Annotated in this window: 16 protein-coding genes; 13 read left to right on the plus strand and 3 right to left on the minus strand. The window is 68.1% G+C overall.

All coding sequences use genetic code 11. The features are described from left to right. The first annotated feature begins 8 nt into the window (after positions 1-8). The 4 genes from AB0B66_RS15235 (at position 9) to AB0B66_RS15250 (ending at position 8583) form a co-directional block, all read left to right on the plus strand. On the plus strand, positions 9-578 hold the full coding sequence (locus AB0B66_RS15235) for a hypothetical protein (protein ID WP_203692972.1): 570 nt from the start codon (positions 9-11) through the stop codon (positions 576-578). A 594-nt stretch (positions 579-1172) separates the two neighbouring features. Beyond that, on the plus strand, positions 1173-7430 hold the full coding sequence (locus tag AB0B66_RS15240) for an RHS repeat-associated core domain-containing protein (protein ID WP_360528868.1): 6258 nt from the start codon (positions 1173-1175) through the stop codon (positions 7428-7430). Then, complete coding sequence (locus tag AB0B66_RS15245) at positions 7397-7903, plus strand: hypothetical protein (RefSeq protein WP_360528871.1); 507 nt, start codon at positions 7397-7399, stop codon at positions 7901-7903. Before AB0B66_RS15240 ends, AB0B66_RS15245 begins: the two co-directional genes overlap by 34 nt. 326 nt (positions 7904-8229) lie before the next feature. Next, positions 8230-8583 carry a matrixin family metalloprotease gene (locus AB0B66_RS15250; RefSeq protein ID WP_360528874.1) on the plus strand — a complete coding sequence of 118 codons (354 nt, stop codon included), beginning with the start codon at positions 8230-8232 and terminating at the stop codon, positions 8581-8583. A gap of 103 nt (positions 8584-8686) precedes the next feature. Here AB0B66_RS15250 and AB0B66_RS15255 read toward each other — a convergent pair whose 3' ends face one another. Further along, entirely contained in the window at positions 8687-9481 is a 795-nt protein-coding gene (locus AB0B66_RS15255) for a class I SAM-dependent methyltransferase (RefSeq protein ID WP_360528877.1), read from the minus strand. A gap of 237 nt (positions 9482-9718) precedes the next feature. Here AB0B66_RS15255 and AB0B66_RS15260 point away from each other — a divergent pair, with 237 nt between their 5' ends. Beyond that, entirely contained in the window at positions 9719-10270 is a 552-nt protein-coding gene (locus tag AB0B66_RS15260; protein ID WP_360528880.1) for a YdeI/OmpD-associated family protein, read from the plus strand. Between the two features lie 151 nt (positions 10271-10421). On the opposite strand, the gene AB0B66_RS15265 is transcribed toward AB0B66_RS15260, so the two are convergent. Then, a complete protein-coding gene (locus tag AB0B66_RS15265; protein ID WP_360528883.1) occupies positions 10422-11210 on the minus strand; it encodes a S1 family peptidase in 789 nt (262 codons plus the stop codon). 266 nt (positions 11211-11476) lie between these two features. Between AB0B66_RS15265 and AB0B66_RS15270 the strand changes: the two genes are divergently transcribed. The 3 genes from AB0B66_RS15270 to AB0B66_RS15280 all read left to right on the plus strand — a co-directional run bounded on the left by AB0B66_RS15270 (position 11477) and on the right by AB0B66_RS15280 (position 13492). After that, positions 11477-11791 (plus strand): hypothetical protein, encoded by a 315-nt coding sequence (locus tag AB0B66_RS15270; RefSeq protein ID WP_360528886.1) that lies wholly within the window; start codon positions 11477-11479, stop codon positions 11789-11791. Between the two features lie 133 nt (positions 11792-11924). Then, positions 11925-12950 carry a DUF6461 domain-containing protein gene (locus AB0B66_RS15275; RefSeq protein ID WP_360528889.1) on the plus strand — a complete coding sequence of 342 codons (1026 nt, stop codon included), beginning with the start codon at positions 11925-11927 and terminating at the stop codon, positions 12948-12950. A gap of 167 nt (positions 12951-13117) precedes the next feature. Next, positions 13118-13492 carry a PRC-barrel domain containing protein gene (locus AB0B66_RS15280; protein ID WP_360528990.1) on the plus strand — a complete coding sequence of 125 codons (375 nt, stop codon included), beginning with the start codon at positions 13118-13120 and terminating at the stop codon, positions 13490-13492. A 115-nt stretch (positions 13493-13607) separates the two neighbouring features. On the opposite strand, the gene AB0B66_RS15285 is transcribed toward AB0B66_RS15280, so the two are convergent. Beyond that, entirely contained in the window at positions 13608-13754 is a 147-nt protein-coding gene (locus AB0B66_RS15285; protein ID WP_360528892.1) for a hypothetical protein, read from the minus strand. Positions 13755-14068: 314 nt separating this feature from the next. On the opposite strand from AB0B66_RS15285, the gene AB0B66_RS15290 reads away from it, so the two are divergent. The 5 genes from AB0B66_RS15290 to AB0B66_RS15310 all read left to right on the plus strand — a co-directional run bounded on the left by AB0B66_RS15290 (position 14069) and on the right by AB0B66_RS15310 (position 19728). After that, positions 14069-14356, plus strand: a complete 288-nt coding sequence (locus AB0B66_RS15290) for a hypothetical protein (RefSeq protein WP_360528895.1) — start codon at positions 14069-14071, stop codon at positions 14354-14356. A 346-nt stretch (positions 14357-14702) separates the two neighbouring features. Beyond that, complete coding sequence (locus AB0B66_RS15295) at positions 14703-16160, plus strand: MDR family MFS transporter (RefSeq protein WP_360528898.1); 1458 nt, start codon at positions 14703-14705, stop codon at positions 16158-16160. 267 nt (positions 16161-16427) lie between these two features. Beyond that, the gene (locus AB0B66_RS15300) at positions 16428-17393 is read left to right on the plus strand and encodes a polyphosphate polymerase domain-containing protein (RefSeq protein WP_360528901.1); all 966 of its coding nucleotides are present in this window, start codon (positions 16428-16430) and stop codon (positions 17391-17393) included. Next, a complete protein-coding gene (locus tag AB0B66_RS15305; RefSeq protein ID WP_360528904.1) occupies positions 17390-18067 on the plus strand; it encodes a DUF4956 domain-containing protein in 678 nt (225 codons plus the stop codon). The genes AB0B66_RS15300 and AB0B66_RS15305 overlap by 4 nt, the downstream gene beginning before the upstream one ends. After that, positions 18067-19728 carry a CotH kinase family protein gene (locus AB0B66_RS15310; RefSeq protein ID WP_360528907.1) on the plus strand — a complete coding sequence of 554 codons (1662 nt, stop codon included), beginning with the start codon at positions 18067-18069 and terminating at the stop codon, positions 19726-19728. The genes AB0B66_RS15305 and AB0B66_RS15310 overlap by 1 nt, the downstream gene beginning before the upstream one ends. Positions 19729-19750 lie beyond the last annotated feature (22 nt).

Genomic DNA, 19750 nt, shown 5'->3' on the forward strand with positions numbered 1-19750 from the left:
GCACGTACATGAACCGTGAGAACCTGTCCGCGGCGCTCGCCGCGGCAGGTCTCACCATGCTGGACTTCGAGGACCCGACCGTGACCATCCCCGCGGAGGCCGCGGTGATGGTCACCGGATGTCGCGCGGAGGACGGCCGGGTCGACGAGACCGTCGACTTCGACGATCCCGACCTGGTCGCGAAAATGAACGCGGCCTGGTACGCGATGGCGACGCGGCACTCGCTGTTCGGCCCGGACCGGGAGTTCCTGCTGGCAGTGGGGCCGGGCGACGACCGCCCGATGCCGCTGCCGCACTGGGCCCGGGTCCGGCTCGAGCCGGAGTGGGACATCGCGGGCGCGGGTGTCGAGACCGGCGCCCTGGGGGTGACCAACCGCTACCCGCGGTTCGTGATGCACTCCCTGGACGGCGAGGTCGTCATCGCGGCGACGGCCTGGCAGGACTGCGCCGGCCTGGTCATGGTGCCCCACCCGCACCGGGTGGCGGTGCTGCGGCGGTATGTCGAGGGCGTCTTGGCCCTCGGTCACCGGTCACCGAAGGCGGCTGACGACGCGCGGGCGTGGCTGAGCCGATCCTGAGCCCGCTCGCAGGGTCGGTGTCGCCGGCTCGGCGCTCTTGATCCCCGGGTTCGGGGTTCGAGTTCCTGGTGGTGCACCGAAGAAGCCCCATCTGAACTTTTCAGATGGGGCTTCTTCGCGATCAGGTTCATTGATCAAGTCTGATGTGCACAGAAGCGTGCTGGCGTGCGCCGTCACGATCCGGAGGGGCTCGATGCCCTGCCACCTATCGCGCACCTGGTTCCCGTCGGTGGCGGCGGCACTCAGCAGCCCGGCCTGCGCCGGATCGGGGCCGTTCGCCAGTATCGCGGGGCTGCCAGTTGACGCGCTATTGGCGCCGCGCCGCATCGGCGTCATGGGCAGGTGTCACCAGCGTCCGGATTGCGCGTTCCGCCGACCAAGGTCCACCATCGCGAGGATGGCGGCATGTGTCTATATTGCATGGTCAGCACGCCCCCTCCAGCCGTCGTTTGTGGTGTAGCATCCTGCGCTCAGGCCTAGAACGACGGGGGATAATCCGTGCTTCGCCATGCCCGAAAGAGGCAGTCCGCATCGGACGAAGTGTCATTAGCATTTCGATCATCGGCCCGACGGCGACAGTCGGCCCTCATCGTGATGTTGCTGCTGACGGGTTCGGTCGTGGCGGGCACGCCACAAGCCGCCACGGCGGCGGATCGGCCGGCGGCACAGGCGCAGCGAGCGGCAGCACGCACCGCGCCGCTGAAACCCGAGACGCCCAGGGCGGACCCCACCGCGGATCGCGTGCTGAAACGTCCTGATGCGGTCGCTTGGCCAAGTGGCGGCGAGGCAACGGTCGTCGTGTCGAAGTCTCGTGGCAGCCGGACGACGGTCGGCGGCCTCGCGGTCGGGCTGGCGGAGGCGCGGGTCGCGGCGACCGGGTCCGCGGCGCAGCGCGAGCAGGAGGTGCCGGCTCGGTCGGCGGCCGTGCGGGTGTATGACCGTGCGGTGTCGCGCGGGCTCGGCCTCGACGGCCCCGTGTTCTCGATGCGCCGGTCGGACGGTGCGGCTGGTTCTGCCCGGCTCGGCGTCTCGATCGGCTATGCGGACTTCGCACATGCGATCGGCGGCGACTGGGCTGCCCGGCTGCGGCTCGTGCGGCTGCCCGCATGCGCGCTCACGGCGCCGCAACGGCCGGAGTGCCGGACGGTGACGCCACTGCCTTCGCTGAACGACGCCCGCTCGGCCGCAGTCTCGGTCGATGTGCAATGGGACGGCGCTGCGGCGGCCGCGCCGGTGTTCGCGCTGTCGGCCGGCGACTCCTCGTCACAGGGCGACTACAAGGCGACGAAGCTGGCGCCGTCCTCGTCTTGGAACACGGCGCTGGCGACGGGCAGCTTCAGCTGGAACTATCCCGTGAAGACGCCGGTCACGCCGAGCGGCCTCGGCCCGCAGGTGGCTTTGTCCTACTCGTCGCAGGCGGTTGACGGCCGGACGGCGGCGACGAACAACCAGGGCTCCTGGATCGGAGAGGGCTTCACGTACGAGCCGGGATATATCGAGCGCCGGTATAAGTCGTGTGCCGACGACGGGCACGAGGAGGCGAGCGACCAGTGCTGGGCGTTCCATAACGGCACGCTCATGCTGTCCGGCCACTCCGGCACCCTGGTCAAGGTCGATGACGACAACTACCGACTCTCGCCCGACGACGGTTCCAAGGTGCAGCGGCTGACCGGTGCCGTCAACGGCGACGGCGACGGGGAGCACTGGCGGGTCACCACGACCGACGGCATGCAGTACTACTTCGGCAAGAACCGGCTGCCGGGCTGGTCGGCGAACATGGAGGAGACCGAGTCGGTCTGGACGGTGCCGGTCTACGGCGACGACGCGAACGAGCCGTGCCACAAAGCCTCGGGGTTCGCCGACTCGTACTGCGACCAGGGGTGGCGCTGGAACCTCGACTACGTCGTCGACCCGCGCGGCAATGTGATCTCGTATTTCTACGATCGGGAGACGAATCACTACGCCCGTGGCGGCCGTACCGACGTGAACGGCACCGCGTACCACCGCGGGGGATATCTGGCGCATGTCGACTACGGGCAGCGTGACGGGCAGGTCTACAGTACGTTCGCGCCGGCCCGGGTGGTGTTCACGACCGCGGAGCGGTGCATTCCTGGCGGTTCCGTCGACTGTGATCCGCAGGATCTGACCGACGCCACCGCGGCCTCGTGGCCGGACGTGCCCGAAGACCGTATCTGCCCTGCGTCCACCCACTGCGAGGCGTCGCAGCTCTCGGCTACGTTCTTCACCCGACGCCGGCTTGTCAAGATCCAGAGCGAGATTCGGGGGGCGACTGACTGGCTCCCCGTCAGTTCATGGGCGCTGGAACACGAGTTCAAGGCCAACGACGACAACTCCCGTACGCTGTGGCTCAAGAGGATCGTCCACTCGTCGCACGGCGGTGGCGTCACGCAGACCGCTCCCGCAGTGGAGCTGGACGGCATCCAGCTGCCCAACCGCATCGATCGCGACGACGACTTCATCGGACCCCTGATCCGCTACCGGTTGTCGACCGTCAAGACCGACACCGGCATGCAGTTGAGCATCAACTACAAGACCCCGGACTGCTCGAAGAACGATCTGCCCACTGCCGGGAACTCCACGCGGCGCTGCTATCCGGTGATGTGGAATCCATATGGCGGTGGCGACGACGACGAGATCACCGACTGGTTCCACAAGTACGTCGTGGACAACGTGGTGCAGGATGACCTTGTCGGCGGCAATGACGACATGGTCACCTCGTACGAGTACGTTGGCGACGCGGCGTGGCGCAAGTCCATGCCCGACGGTATTACCAAAGCTGAGGACCTGACCTGGTCGGACTGGCGTGGTTACGCCCAGGTGATCGTCCGGGCGGGTGACGGCCAGTCGATGCCGGGCCGAACCGACCATTTCTTCCTGCGCGGTCTCTCCGGCGGGAAGAAGGCGGACGGCTCCTCCGCGGTGGTGACGCGGACGGACTCGACCGGCGCCGGCTACACCGACCATGACGAGTTCGCAGGTCATGAGCTTGAGACCGTGGTCTACAACGGCGCCGACGTCGTGTCGAAGACGATCAGCCAGCCGTGGCGCAAGGTCACCCACACCCAGACCGAGACATGGGGCACGCGGACCACGGCGATGGTACGCACCGACGTGGTACGCGAGCTGACGGCCATGCCGGACAACGCCCAGGGCGACCCGGTGTGGCGCGAGCACAAGACGGTGACGGAACTCGACCCGACGTGGGGTCGGGTGGTGTCCGTCGACGACCTCGGGGACGTGGCCGAGTCTGACGACGACAAGTGCGTGCGCACGTGGTACGTCGACAACCCGGACCTGAACATGCGTACCTTCGTCTCGCGCACCCAGACGGTGTCGGCGAAGTGTGCCGACCCCTTCGACCTCGACACCGATCTGCTGGCCGATGAGCGCACCAGCTTCGACCTGCAGGCGTGGAACGTCAAGCCGCAGTACGGCACGGCGACGCGCAGCGAGAGTCTGGACCGCTACGACGGCGAGCAGATCCAATACCTGCGGGTGTCGGAGACGACTTCGGTCGACGTGTATGGTCGCGCGCTGGCGGTTCGCAACGCGCTGGACTACGAGACCCTCACCGAATACACCGAGACCCGCGGCCTCACCACCCAGGTAAAGGTTACCGACCCGAAGACCTTCACCACGACCACCACCTACGATGCCGCCTTTGCGGTGCCGACGGTGGCGATCGACAACAACAACCGGCGCACCGAGATGGCGTACGACTCGTTCGGTCGGCTGACCGACGTCTGGATGCCCGACCGCGACCGGAGCCAGGGGGCCACGCCGAGCCGCAAGTACACGTACCTGGTGCGCAACGACCGGCCCTCCGTGGTCGGCACCGGTGAACTGAACAAGGACGGCACCTACTCGATGAGCTTCGAGCTGATGGACGGGATGCTCCGGCCCCGGCAGAGCCAGCGGCCGGGACCGGGTGGCTGGCTGCTCACCGACACCTTCCACAACGGCCTCGGCCAGGCGTACAAGACCAACGCGGCGTACCTGGCCATCGGCACCGCCGGCGATCTGCCGCTGGTGACGCCGGAGGGTGCGGTCAACGGGCAGACCACCATCACCTACGACGGCGCGGGCCGGCCGGTCGCGGAGACGTTCTCCGTGGCGGGCGACGCCCGGTGGACCACCACGATGACCTACCAGGGCGACCGCACGAACGTGGACCCGCCGTTGGGCGGGGTGCCCACCACGACCGTTACGAACGCGCTCGGCCAGATGACCGAGCTGCACCAGTACCACGGGTCCGGTCCGAGCGGGCCGGCCGACGTGACCCGTTACACGTACAACCACGGCGGGTCGCTGGAGACGGTGACCGATCCGCTGGGCAACGTCTGGCGCTACCACTACAACCAGCGCGGGCTGAAGACCTGGGTCGAGGACCCGGACTCCGGTGACAGCAGGTACGAATACGATGCGCTCGGCCAGCTCAGTTACTCGATCGACGAGCGCGGCAACAAGCTGTCGATGCGATACGACAAGATCGGCCGTAAAATCGAGACCTGGCAGGGCGACCTCGACAGCGGCACCAAGATCGCGGCGTGGGTCTACGACACCGTGGCCAAGGGGCAGCTCTACTACAGCCAGCGCATCGTGGACGGCCAGAACTACTACACGATCCATCTGACCCGCGACGCGCTCAACCGGCCCACCAAGACCCGCTACTCCTTCCCCTCCGGCGGCGTCGGCTCGCAGCTCGGCAAGAGCTACGACTTCACCACGGCGTACAACATCGACGGCACGGTGCAGTCCAACGGCACGCCCGAGGCGGGCGGCCTGCCGGCGGAGGCGGTGACCACCACCTACGACGGCCTTCGGCGGCCGAGCCGGCTCGACGGAGCGAGCAGTTACGTCACCGCCAGCGCCTACAGCAACGTCGGTAACCTGCTGCAGGCCGAGCTGTTCACCGGCGGCACGGACAAGAAGGCCTGGTTGGGCTGGGAGTACGAGCGAGGCACGAACCGGATGGTGAAGTCGACGGTCAAGCGCCAGGGCGTCTCCGTCGACGACATGAACGCCCAGTACTCGTACGACGACACGGGCAACATCCTGTCCATCGCCGACACGCCCGTCGGCGGCACCCGGGACATCCAGTGTTTCGCCTACGACCACCTGCGCCGGTTGACCGAGGCGTGGGCCACCGACAGCGCGACCAAGACGTGTGCGGACGGTGTCACCGAGACGGGAGTGGGCGGTCCGGCACCGTACCACCACAGCTGGACTTTCGACGAGGTGGGCAACCGCAAGACCGAGACGATCCACTCGCTCACCGGCGGTGCGCCGACCGAGCGCACATACCAGTACCCCGCACCTGGCGAGGGCTACAACCAGCCGCACACCGTCACCGCGATCGAGGAGACCGGCCCTGCCGGGTCAAAGACCTTCCGCTACCGGTACGACGCCACCGGCAACACCGTGTGTCGGCCCAACTCCACCACCGACAGCGTCTGCGCCGTCGGTGGCGAGTCGGGGCACCAGACACTGACCTGGGACGCCGAGGGCCACCTGGCCACCAGCACCCCGGCCGGCGGCCAGACCACGACGTACATCTACGACGCCGACGGCAACCGGATCGCCCGCAAGGAGGCCGGCGGCACCACCACGCTCTACCTGCCGGGCATGGAGCTCGCGCAGGCCGGTGCCGGGGCGGTCACCGGAACGCGCTTCTACGCCTTCGGCGGCAAGACGGTGGCGGTGCGCAAGGGTACGGGCGCCGTCAACTTCCAGGCCGCCGACGGCAATGGGACCGCCTCCTGTGTGATCAACGCGGCCACAGGGTCCATCAGCTGGCGGCGCACCACGCCGTACGGCGCCGACCGTGGCGGCACACCGCCGGCCTCGTGGCCCGATCAGAAAGGCTTCGTAGGCGGCACGAAGGACAGCACTGGACTGACTCACCTGGGCGCCCGTGAATACGACCCGGCCATCGGCCGGTTCACCAGTGTCGACCCGATTATGGATCTCAAGGATCCGCAGCAGTGGAGCGCCTACGGCTACGGCAACGGCAACCCCCTGGTGATGCCCGACCCCTCGGGCACGAAACCGTGTCTCGACGAGGGTGACTGCGGCACCGCCGCCGGCTACCAGCCGACCAAACAACCGCGAAAATTCAGCATAGGCCCCAACTGGAACAAGACGGGGGAGTGCGCCACTGGTTCCTGGGTGCCGGCGGGTCACCAATCCTGCAAGCCGGCGGGCCACAACAAGGAGGGTGTTCAGGAGTGGCTGCGGGAGATCGTTCGGGCCGCGTGGGAGGCCGAGATCGACCCGCGGCTGCTGCTCACCGTGCTGATCATCGAGAGCGCCGACGACCGCTCCAACGATGAGACCATGGCCTGGTGGGACCGGTTCATCCCGGCGGCCATCGGCAGTGTCTCGGTCGGTATGGCCAACATGCAGATGGGCACGTTCGAGGAGACCGTCAACAACCATCCGACGGAGTTCGGGCAGAACCCGAAGACGGGCAAGCCGATCAACAACTCCGTCAGCGGCGGCATGGGGCCATACGGAATGTGGAAGACTTCCATCAACGATGAGAAGCTGTCCATCCGCGCCGCCGCGTACCGGCTGAAGGATCTGCTGGCAAAGGTGCCGGCCAAGCCGACGGGCACCGGGGCGGCCTTCACCCGGGAGGAGATCGCGGCGGTCGGCTACAACGTCGGCATGGAGTTCGTCGACCCGATCGGCAGCGGTACCTACGCGGAGAAGTACGGTGCACCGGGAAAGTCGATGGGTGACAGCGCCCAGGCCTATATGAACGGCGTCAAGGCCTGGTGGCCCACGGCCGACCAATGGCTCTGCGGGGATGGAGTGATCAATTGTTGAGTCAGACGCGCAAACCACCGTGGCTGATCGCCGCCATTGCGACCGCGGCCGCGCTGATGCTGTGGGTCGGCTACACGGTGCTGTGGCCGTTCCTGCAGTACTCGTCGAGCGCCCAGCGGACGGCGGCCTCCTACCTTGACAAGATCGAGGTGGACGGCTACACGATGACGAAGGAGCTGACGGACAGCGACTTCACGGTGGCCCGATACTACGTCGGACCGGCGGGTGATCCGTTCACGCTTGTCCGTGCTCCGGGCATCACCCTGACGCCGAGGCCGGCCGATCAGCAGACGAAGACCGACTTCGACCAGATCCTGGCGGACTCCGCGCTGCCGGCCGACTGGCCGCACTGCGGGCTGACGCTGCTGCAGCAACTGAATCCCCTGCAGGCGGACCTGTCGGAGCGGGACCTTGCCCGCTTCCGCAGCGGCGAGCTGGAGATCATCCTGATCTCTGTGGGCTGCAGGGGCTGAGGCGGCTGCCGGGATCCTTACGACGCGCCGTCACGGGAATCCGTCGATAGGGGTTGGTGGCGGCAGAGACCGGCGGGTCCTGGTGTGCGGGCGGACGAGCGCAGAGGCCGCCATGTGAGTTCCTCACATGGCGGCCTCTGCGCCATCGGGTGGGCGTGGCGGCCGATGCGAAACGCGACGGCCAGGCCGTGGCTGTGGCCGTCGTGACGGACCTCGACGTCGGCGACCTGTTTCGTCCGGTGGTCGTACAACGGCGTGGTCCGCCCGGTGATCGACTTCGTCGACCACTCCGGCGCGAGTTGGCCCGTCGGACGCGCGGTGACGGAGTGGAACGAGACCTCCGGCATCGCTCCATCTACCGCCCGGCCAGTTCGGGCTGCGACGGCGCGCCGGCGCACTGCGTCCACGTCTACAGCTCCAACTACGGTGCCACCGGCTGGACGGGCAGCACGTCTCGCACCTTCAACGCCGCGAACACCTACTACGCCAGTGCCTCGGTGAAGCTCAACGACTACTACTGGGGCACCGAGGCGCAGAAGTGGAACACGGCCTGCCACGAACTGGGCCATGTCCTGGGCCTCGACCACAACACCGGCACCGAGAGCTGCCTCTACTCGTCTCGCACCAGCACCAAGTACCCGGACGCCGACGACTACAACCTGCTCGAGCGTCACTACTAGGACCCTCCGGTCGGCCGGTGACGTGACGCCGTCACCGGCCGACCGGCCTGTCAGCGGGAGCCCGAGTCAGGCCTTGCTCAGCCGGCACCGCGGCGAGCGCGCGTCAAGGGTGCTTGCGCGCCACGACGAGCAATCGGTGGTGGTGTGCGGTGAATGCGCCGTGCTCGCGGATATACCGGTGAAGGTTGCGCAACTGTCGGTCGTAACGGTCGACGTCGAAGTCGGCGATCTGCCATGGGACGGCACGGAGTTGGTAGACGACCGCGGCGATGTCCCGAAAGAGCATGGTCGGCCTCGCGTCGCGGCCGTCGACGACCTCGAAGCCGACGCGCCGCAGCGCGGATACCGCGGTGTCGAGGGTGAGCGCACGTGGATGCGCCACGGCCGGGGCTCCGAGCGCCTCGTTCAATGCGAGGTCGTTGTCGGCGCCGACCTGCTGGGTGAGGAACAGGCCACCGGGGCGCAGCACCCGCCACAGCTCCGCGGGATCGAAGTGGCCATGCCGATTGAGTACTACGTCGAACTCGCCGTCCGCCGCCGGAAGGCGGTCACCGTGACGGTGGACGCGCACATCGACTCCGAGGGGGCGCAGGCGCGCGACGGCAGGCGCGACATTGGGCTCCCACGCCTCTGTCGCTACCGTTCTCGCTGGTAACGGCTGCAGCCTGGCCAGGTTCTCACCGCCGCCGGTGTCGATGTCGAGCAGGCTTTCGGCATCGTCGATCGCTTTTCGGGCCAACTCTCCGAACGACCAGGGAAGTGGCTGTTCCTCGATCCGGTCGCGGAGCCAGCTGAGGTCCCAGCCGTGAAGGGGCGCGGCTTGTGCTGCCGCCAGGAGGACTTCGAAGGACGGGTCGCAACGGTCGGATGGGGTTGAGCCGGGCAGGGTCAGGTCCATGACGGGGTCCTTGATGGTGACCGGGCAGTCGTGCCGCCCGAAGTGCGAGGTCAGGTCAGGACGATCAGCGCGGGCATCCCCGGAGGGGACGGGCGCGCTCGGGCCGACTGCTATCTCGCACACGATCACGGTATGGCACCGCAGGACGCGGCGCACACCGATTTCACCCCGGTCGGCGCTCGCCGTCGGCGTTGTCGCCTGTCACTGCCTGTCGTACGGGGGAGGCAGACTGGCTCGGTGGCTGATGAACTGGAGTTGATGAGTTTCGTCTCGGGGCAAGAGTTCGAGCAGTGGCTGGAGCGGGAGCACGCGGCCTCTCCCGGCATCCTGATCAAGTTCGCGAAGAAGGGCAGCGGCGTCGTCTCGCTCACCTATGTCGAGGCCGTGGAGGTCAGCCTGTGCTTCGGCTGGATTGACGGGCAGGCCAAACGCATCGATGACGTCTTCTACCAGCAGCGGTACACCCCGCGGCGCGCGCGTAGCATCTGGTCGAAGATCAACACAGCGAAGGCGGCGGCGCTGATCGAGAGCGGGAGGATGCGTCCTGCCGGCCAGGCTCAGATCGACGCGGCCAAGGCTGACGGCCGCTGGGAGGCGGCCTACCACGGCCCCGCCACCGCGCAGATTCCGGCCGAGATCGCTGCTGATCCGCAGGCGCTACGTGTCATCGAAGCGATGAACAGGACCAACCGTTACGCCTACATAAGCCGCTTCCATCAGGCCAAACGGCCCGAGACCAGGGCCAGGCTCCTCGATCGGCTGCATCAGGGGCACTTGTTCCACCCGTGAACCGACGACACGCCCCGGCCGTCCCTTCCGGGACTTGCGGGGCTGACGACCGGGACCACACCTGATGCGTGGGGTGGGCAGAACACGGAGCGCGGCCCCGGTCTGTCCTGGGTGGCGACCGGGCAGGCAAGCCGGCCCGGTCTCCTACTCATCAGCCGCGGATGATCTGCCTGATCCAGCCGGCGATGTTGTCCACCCGGGAGGTCCGTTCTTCCAGCGAATGCGGGCAGGACGGCCCGCCGCTTTCCACTGACACCAGGGTGGGATGCCCCTTGCCGTGCTCCGTGAAGTACGGCGCACCGGAGTCGTACGGGCAGGCGCTGGTGTCGGGCGACGGTGCCAGGCCGGTCACGCCGACGCTGGGTTCCGTCACCGCGACGACGGTGACCTGGCCGGTCCGCAGCTGCGGCGACGGCACGGGGCTGGAACTGGTGACCGAGCCGAAACCGGTGATCCGCAGGATGTCGCCGACATTCGGTGCCTTACGGCTCAGAGCCAGCGGCTTGATGCCCTTGATCGGGAAGCTGAGTTTCGCCAGCGCCAGATCGGTGGTGGGGGACTGGCGCACGGCGATGACGGTGGCGACGTGACCGATGTCGGTGGTCAGGTCTGCCCGCCCGACGGTGGCGGTGGTCAGGTCGGCGACCGGTCGCTCCACCCGGACGCCGTTGAAGTCCCGGAAGCAGTGTCCTGCGGTGACGATCCACTGTGGTGCGATGAGCGCACCCGAGCAGGCACTGTTGCGGCGACCACCGTCGGCCGTCGGGATCCCGGTCATGGTCAGCTTGACCGCGAACTCGTACTTGCCGTTGGGCACGATCTCGCTGTTCGCCACGGCGTTTGCGGGGCCCGCTGAGAAGATCCCGAGGCCGGCCGCGATGATCGTCGAGCTGAGCAGCAGCCCAGCCCGTCGAATGCGGTGCTTGTGTGTGACGTCCAAGAACTCATCCTTCGCTCTGCGCGGGAGGGCCCGCGTCTGTCTGTCGTCGACTGCCTCGACTGCCTCGACGGCCGCGACGGCAAACTTCCCTTCCACTATGGATAAACGCCGAACACGCGGCGCTTGGTTGTGATCTCCAAGCTTTCAATGCCATGTCCCGGCCGGATCATGATCGTCACTACACCGACGTGGATCACCTCGCCGGGCAGCGCCTCGGTCTTTGTGCGTGACAACCTCCGACCCTGCCTCGCCACGTGGTGCCTAACGTGAGGACGAACAGCGAACCGTCTGCCGCCGACCCGGCTGGCGTTGCGCCCGAGCCGACGGACGCTCGTCGCCACGCCGCGCAAGCGAGCACCCGTGACCAGGAGTTCCTGGAGCTCGTGGGTGCCTGCGGCCGCTATCTGCTCCGCACTGCCGTGCCGCTGTGCGGGGACCCGATCCGGGCCGAGGAACTGGTGCAGGCCACCTACGAGCGCACCTATCGCTCCTGGCGCGCGGCGCGCAACGGCGACCCCAGGCGTACGCCCGCCGGGTGCTGGTCAAACCTGCGCATCGACGGATGGCGGCGCGCGCCGTGAGGTCTTCGTCGACCCGGTCGCGCTGCCCGATCAGGCCGGGCCCGACGACTGACCCGGCGACCGCCGCGACCCGACCCGCGTTCGGGCCGTTCCCGATCAGTGCTCGACGCCCCCTGGCGTTAGTCTGCCGGGCATGTCGGACGACGTGGTCGCGTACTACCGTCAGTTCCTCAGCGAGCTTTCGTGGTATGCGGAAGGGCTGAGCTGGACGGTGATCCAGCCGGTGGGTGAGCCGGTCACCGAGGATGTCGTGCTGGGCCGGCTGCGCGGTCGGCGGGTCGACCTGACCGGGATCGACTTTCCGCACGTCAACGACTTCAGGCCCGGGATGCCCGACGAGTCGAAGGTGGCGTACCTGACCCAGGCGGGTCCGGCCGTGGTGATGCTCCAGCCCAACGGCTTCGAGGGCGCCCGACCAGAGGTCCTGCGCCGGCTCAGCGACGGAGCGCAGGTGCACAACGTCGACTGGACCATCAACGGCAACGGAGGCGTCAGCTACGCCGTCTACGGCAAGGTCCTGGCGTGGGTGGACAAGAACGATCCCGGTCGGCGCCACGGCGAGCAGCCGGAGGTTCTCGACGCCGACCTGGAGGGGCTGCGCGATGCCCGCCGTCGCTGGGACGCCGGTGATCTGGCGGGCGTCGACTTCGACGCCGAGGCGATGGCGCTGGTCGAGCGGCGCACCGGAGTTCGGCTCGATGTCGGCTGGGTGGACGGCCTGGAGGAGTCCGACCAGGCGGTGGTGATCGGTGACGTCCCGAGTGACCCGACGCCGCCGGGCCGGCTCGGGTACCGGGACGCCGACCTGGACGCCCGGCTGCGGAGCGCTCCGGAGCCGGCTCGCCGCGCCGCCCTCGTACTGGTCGCACGGGCGCTCGTCGGCCGGTTCACCTTCAGCGACCCCGAAGCGGTGGCGGCGACGGTGGATTCGATCGGGCGAGGAGTGCCGCTCGCTCCGGACATGCGCACGCGGATGTTCCATTCGCAGGCCACCGGTGACGGTGACACTCGATCGGCCGTCCACGGGCTCTACGCGGCGACCGCCCCGCCGGGCAGCCCCGGGGACGAGCCGCTCGACCTGGTCAACGCGGCCACGTATGCGATTCCCGACGAATGGCCGCGCCTTCGCCAGGCGATCGACCGGCTGCTGCGCGGCTGAGCCTGCCGGTCGTCGTGAGGGCGAGCCTTGCCGCCGAGAGCTGAACGCGCGTCCGCGGTGTTCGCCGGGACGGATCGGTTCGAGGAAGCTTGTGATGATTGGCGGGATTGTCAGCGGGTAAGTGGGCAGCGTACTTGGCGGTGAGCAAGGAGGCTGTCGTGACGCTGATGAACCCCACGCCCTGGGATCCGTGGAACTACCACGAGACCCTGGACTACAAGCCTGTCCTCGAAGGCGGGGAGAGGGATTTGACCGGCTTCCGGGTGGAGGCGACCGACGGCTCGGTGGGCAGGATCGACGAGCAGGCCGGCGAGGAGGGCTCGCGGATCCTCGTGGTCGACACCGGCCCGTGGGTCTTCGGCAGCAAGGTGGTGCTGCCTGCGGGCGTCATCAAGAGCATCGACCTCGACGACGAGCGCGTCTACATCGACTGCACCAAGGACCAGGTCAAGGACGCCCCGGAGTACGAGGCCGAGCGCCATCAGGACGGGGCCTACCTCGACTCGCTGGGCTCGTACTACGGCCAGTTCCGGCAACTCTGACAGCGCGGCCGCAGGCGGCACCCGATGACCGCCGAGCGGGCCGGCCCGCGCCCACGATCAGGAAAAGGAACAGGCCCGGGTCCGCTTTGCGGTACCCGGGCCTGTCGGCTCGTGCTCATCGCGCCGTGTGGTCGCGCGCCTCACGGCGCTTGCGGCCGTGGCGGTGCACCCTGTTGGCGACCCGCTCCTTCGCGGCCTGGTCGATGAGCTCTCGGTGATGCATCTTCGCGAGAGCGAAGTCCATCTCGGGCGATCCGAACATCGCAGACTCCTCAGTCCTTGACACTGTGTTACTGACGAGATGAATACTCCTCCCGCGACGGGCTCTGCCCATCCGCATCGGCGGCGTATCTTGCCTGCACGCGACCTACTTAGACAGCCGTCCCACCCGCTCTAGGTATGCCTACTCGTAGTGACGGCCGTCACCGCTGCACGGGCGAACTCTCGCCCGCAGTGGATCTATGTGCCGGCGTCGGGATCCGGGTGCCCACTGCTAGCATCGACGTTCGAACGTATGTTCGAAACAGGTGGCCGCTCGCATCGGGGCGGCTCGTTCTCGTCGAAGGGCGGGTGGGCGTGAGGCGTCTGTGGGCAGGCGATTTCCGGCGGGGCGCGCTGTCGTACCGCGTTCGCGACAACCAGGTGCTGTATGTCGTACGCCGGGACTGGTCCCACCCGGCGACACATGAGTTCGTCCTGCCGCGACTGACCGAGGCCGAGGCGGTCCGGACGGCTGCCGCGGACTTTCGTTACTGGCGGCCCGGCCCGGTGCGCCCGCGGCTGAGCGTGGTGCAGATCAGCGCGAACGACCTGCGCATACATCGCCGCCGTCGCGACTGCATGGCACCCGACTGCCCGCGATGAAGGCCACTGCCCTGCGGTGATCACCTGTGGAAACGTTCGCCCGTCGACCGACGACGGCAGGACGCCGGCCGGGTCGGGCGGGAAATCGTGACGAACGCCACTGCCGTTCCGGATAATCGGTGCACCTTCGGTGACACCGTTGCGGCCGGAACGGTGTTGTCGGTGTCGTCACCCGTTGGAGTCGTCTGCCGGTGAAATCCGGGTGACCTTTGCCAGAACTTATAGCAGTGTGAGTAGCTGCGATGCGTTTTGTCGGTGGCATCGGTCAGTCTGGGCAAGACAGCGACTGCCGGTGAGCCCACCGGCCGTCACCGCCTGATTCCCCGAGACCCCCGATAGAGGTACCGTGTCCAGCCAGCTGCTCGACTCACCCGCTAAATCCGCGGCACCGCCGTCAGGTCGCACCCCGCCCGTGATCCGGCTGCTCGTGCTGGCCACGTTCATCGTCATCCTCAACGAGACGATCATGATCAACGCGATCCCGAATCTGATGGACGCGTTGAAGATCACCGAGCAGACCGCGCAGTGGCTCTCGACCGCCTTCATGCTGACCATGGCCGCGGTCATCCCGATCACCGGCTGGTTCCTGCAGCGCGTGTCCACCCGCGGCGCATACGCCACGGCGATGGGCCTGTTCCTGCTCGGCACCGCGGCGGCAGCCGTCGCCCCGAGCTTCGAGATGCTGCTGGGCGCGCGCATCATCCAGGCGTCCGGCACGGCGGTGATGATGCCGCTGCTGATGACCACGCTGATGCACGTGGTGCCCGAGCACGACCGGGGCAAGGTCATGGGCAACGTCACCCTGGCCATCTCGGTCGCGCCCGCGATGGGCCCGGCGCTGTCGGGCGTGATCCTCAACTTCGGGTCCTGGCGCCTGCTGTTCGCCGTGGTGTTCCCCATCGCCGCCGTGATCGCCTGGGGTGGCCTGAAGCAGCTCGAGAACGTCGGCGAGCCCGAGGTCAGCACCATCGACTGGTTCAGCGTGACGCTGGCCGCACTCGGCTTCGGCGGCCTGGTCTACGGGCTCAGCCAGTTCCAGGGCGACGACCTCGGCATGGCCGCCGGGATCGTCGCGGCCGGGCTGGTCGCCATCGCCGTGTTCGTCTTCCGCCAGCTGTCGCTGCAGAAGTCCGGGTCGCCGCTGATGGACCTGCGGACGCTCAAGCACCGCACGTACACGATCGCGCTGATCCTGATGTCGGTCGCGTTCATGGCCATGCTCGGCTCGATGATCCTGCTGCCGCTGTACCTGCAGAACATCCGCGGGCTCAGCGCGCTGCAGGCCGGGCTGCTCGTCATGCCCGGCAGTTTGGCCATGGGCCTGCTCGGACCGACGGTGGGCCGCCTGTTCGACCGGTTCGGCGGCCGGGTCCTGGTCATCCCCGGGGCGATCGCGATCTCGCTGGCGCTCGCGGGCTTCACCCAGGTCTCGATGACCATGCCGTACTGGCAGCTGCTAGCCATGCACGCGCTGCTCATGGTGGGCCTGGCCGCGACCTTCACCCCGGTCTTCACCCTGGGCCTCGGCGCGGTCCCGCCGCCGCTGTACGCCCACGGCAGCTCGATCCTGGGCACGCTGCAGCAGGTCGCGGCGGCCTTCGGCACCGCGCTCGTGGTCACGGTGATGAGCGCGCGGGCCGACTCGCTCAAAGCCGATGGTGTCGCGGCCACGGCCGCCAGCCTCGACGGCATGCGGCTCGCGTTCATCATCGGCGTGGTCCTGTCCATCGGCGTGGTCATCACCGCTCTGCTACTGCCCGCCAGGGCGGACAGCAACGCCGAAGGCGTCGTACACGCTCACTGAGCAGCATCTGAAGGCAGGGCACACCCCGTCGCGGGATGTGCCCTGCCTTCACGGTTTCCGAGTGCACCGCGGTGGGTCGGTCACGCGCTGTCAGGGCGTTTGTGCCATTTCGAGGGCTCCGGCCTTCTCCTGAAGAATTCTTGGGCTTTCCACAGGGGTTTCCTAGATTGGCTCGCCAGGCTGATCGGTGTCCACCATCAGTCCACCCGGGATTCAGCCGCCGTTCACCATTGGTGCGCCTCCCGGGGCGAGAGAAACGGTACGCGAATGCGACTGCTCCCGCACTCAGCAGCGCCGCCGGGACCCGACAAAGGCGGCGGCCCGGCCCAGCAGGCATCCGGCAGAACGTCCGACGACCACATCGGCCACGCGCTACGCGCCCCCAGCCCGCTGCACGCGTTCAACCGCTACGAGATCAAGTATCTGGTGCCGACCGAGCGCCTGGCGGCGATCCGTGACGAGCTGCGCGCCCGGCTCGACCTCGACAGCCACGCCATCGAAGGCGGCTACGGGGTGTGGAGCGTCTACTACGACACCCGGCTGCTGCGTTTCTACTGGGAGAAGATCGAGGGCCTGCGGTTCCGCCGCAAGATCCGGGTGCGCCACTACGGCGACCGCTTCAACATCGACAACGACACGACGGTGTACGTCGAGATCAAGCAGCGGGTCAACCGGGTCACCCAGAAGCGCCGCGTCGCGATGCCGTACGGCGACGCGCGGCTGCTGTGCGACGGCCGGCAGATGGTGCGCCACAAGCCCGGCCAGACCGGCTTCATCCAGGAGGTCCTCGGCCTGGTGCAGGGCCTGGACCTGCGGCCGGTGGCGATGACCGGCTACCAGCGCGAGGCCTACGTCGGCCGCGACGCCGACCTCGGCCTGCGGGTCACCCTCGACCACCGGGTCCGCGGCCGCGACCGCGAGTTCGACCTCGGCTCCGACGCCGAGAACCGGCTGATCATCCCGGCCTCGCTGTCGGTGCTGGAGGTCAAGGCCAACGACCGCGTGCCGTACTGGCTGACCGACCTGGCCGCCCGCGCCGAACTGTCGGTCGTGCGCTTGTCCAAGTACTGCCAGAGCGTCGAGGCCTTCGGCCGTGCCCCGCGGTCGCTGTTCCACATCCCCGACCACGACGCCGAGGCGCCCGCCCCGGCTGTCGAGCTCACCGACGACCCCACCCACCTCGACGTCGCCGCGGCAGCAGCACCGGCGCTGATCATGAAGGCGACCCGATGAACTTCGAACTCCAGGACCTCACCGGCACGTTCAGTGTCACCGACATCGTCATGGCCATGGCCCTGGCGTTCCTGCTCAGCGCGTTCATCGGCTGGGTGTACCGGGCCACGCACCGCAACGTGTCCTACAGCCAGTCGTACGTGCAGACCCTGGTCATCCTCGGCATGCTGGTGTCGCTGATCATGCTGGTCGTCGGGTCGAACATCGCGCGGGCGTTCGCGCTGGTCGGCGCGCTGTCGGTGGTGCGGTTCCGCAACGCGATCAAGGAGACCCGCGACGTCGGGTTCATCTTCCTGGTCATGGGTGTCGGCATGGCGGTCGGCACGCGGTTCTACAGCCTCGCGGTGATCGCGACGGTGGCGATCTGCCTGGTCATCTTCGTGATGTTCCGGTTCAGCTGGTTCCAGTTGTCGGTGCAGCGGCAGGTCGTCAAGGTGCAGGTTCCGCCGGAGGGCGACTACACCGCCACGATCAACGACGCGCTGATCGCGCACACCACCGAGTTCGAGCTGGTCAGCATGGAGTCGATCCGCGGCGGCGCGCTGACCGAGCTGATGTACACGGTGCGGCTGAAGAAGGGCAGCGAGCCCGGCGACCTGATCGCGGCACTGAGTCGGCTCACCTCGGGCCAGCGGGTCACCGTGCTCACCGGATACGACCAGACGGACCTGTGATGACCACGAGTCCTGCGTCCGAGCCCGCGGCGCCGCCGCCGCGGGCCCGGCTCAAGCACCGCATCCCGGTGCGCGTCCGCCACTACTGGAAGCTGCTGGCCACCTGCGTGGCGGTGGTCGCGGCGCTGGTCGTGGTCGCGGGCAACGTACGGATCGCGCCGATCGTGACCAGCCAGGCGGCGGGCAAGCACGACGAGGTCGTGGAGAACATCGACGGCACCGTCGACCTGTTCGACGCCACCGTCGCGCACACCGTCACCATCACCTACACCGAAGCCGACTACCAGCGCATGTTCGACGAATACATGCAGACCGGGGAGAAGGAGTACGTGCGCGTGGACGCGACCGTCGACGGCACCCTGATCCGCGACGTCGGCATCCGCCTCAAGGGCAACTCCACGCTGTCCGGCGTCACCCACGAGGGCAAGACCCGGTCGCTGTTCGAGGACCGGGGCGGCCAAGGCGGCCCCGGCGGTCGGCCGGGCATGCCCGAGGGCGGGTTCCCCGGCATGCCGGAGGGCGGGTTCCCGCAGATGCCCGGCGGCGGCGAGGGCGGCAACCAGGGCGGCGGCCGGGGCGGACCCGGCGGGATGATGGGCGGCGGTTTCGGCCGGACGAGCCTCGACAGCGCCAAGCCCGAGGAACTGCCGTGGCTGATCAGCTTCGACGAGTTCGCCGAAGGCCGCCGCTACCAGGGCCGCAGCGAGGTCGCCGTGCGCGTGTCCGGCATGGGCGGCGGCACGACGGTGGTCAACGAGGCCCTGTCGCTGGCCGTCGCGGCTGCCGCCGAGCAGCCCACGCAGCGGTACGCCTACACGGCCCTGCAGGTCAACGGCCGGCCCGTCAAGGCGCGGCTGCTGGTCGAGCACCCGGACGAGGACTTCGCCGACAGCCTCGGCAACGGCGTGCTCTACAAGTCGCTGGCCACGGGACAGTTCACCTACCAGGGCGCGGACCCGACCGAGTACGAAGACGACTTCAAGCAGGTCAACAACAAGGGCAGCCACGACCTCGCGCCGGTCATCGACCTGGTGAAATGGGCCAACGAGGCCTCCGACGCCGACTTCGACGCCCACCTGGCCGACCACGTCGACGTCGCGTCGTTCGCGCGGTACCTAGCCCTGCAGAACCTGCTGCTCAACTTCGACGACATGTCGGGACCGGGCAAGAACTACTACCTGTGGTACGACCTGGACACCGAGAAGTTCAAGGTCATCAGCTGGGACCACAACCTGACCTTCAGCGGCAGCGCCACGGCCGGACCCCACGACACGATGTCGATGGGCGGCGGCATGGGCGGCTTCCCCGGCGGCGACTTCCAGCTGCCGGAGGGCATGGAACCTCCCGAGGGCATGGAGCTGCCGGAAGGGTTCACCCCGCCCGGCGGCGGCCGCGGCGGGATGATGGGCGGCAACAAGCTCAAGGAGCGGTTCTTGGCTTCGGACGCTTTCAAGAAGGCGTACGAGGACGCCTACCGCGAGCTGTACCAGAAGATCTACGCCGACAAGGCGGCCGAGAAGGCCCTGGACCAGATCACGGCGACGTTGAACACCGTGCAGGGGGCCGACACCGCCGCCGTCAAGACCGACGTCGACAAGCTCCGCGCCACGGTCCAGCAGCGCGCCGAAGCACTGGCCAAGGACACGGTGATCAAGGGCTGACCTGTCTCGCCCCGGGATCGAG

This window comes from Catellatospora sp. NPDC049111, assembly GCF_040648615.1.
Classification (GTDB): domain Bacteria; phylum Actinomycetota; class Actinomycetes; order Mycobacteriales; family Micromonosporaceae; genus Catellatospora; species Catellatospora aurea.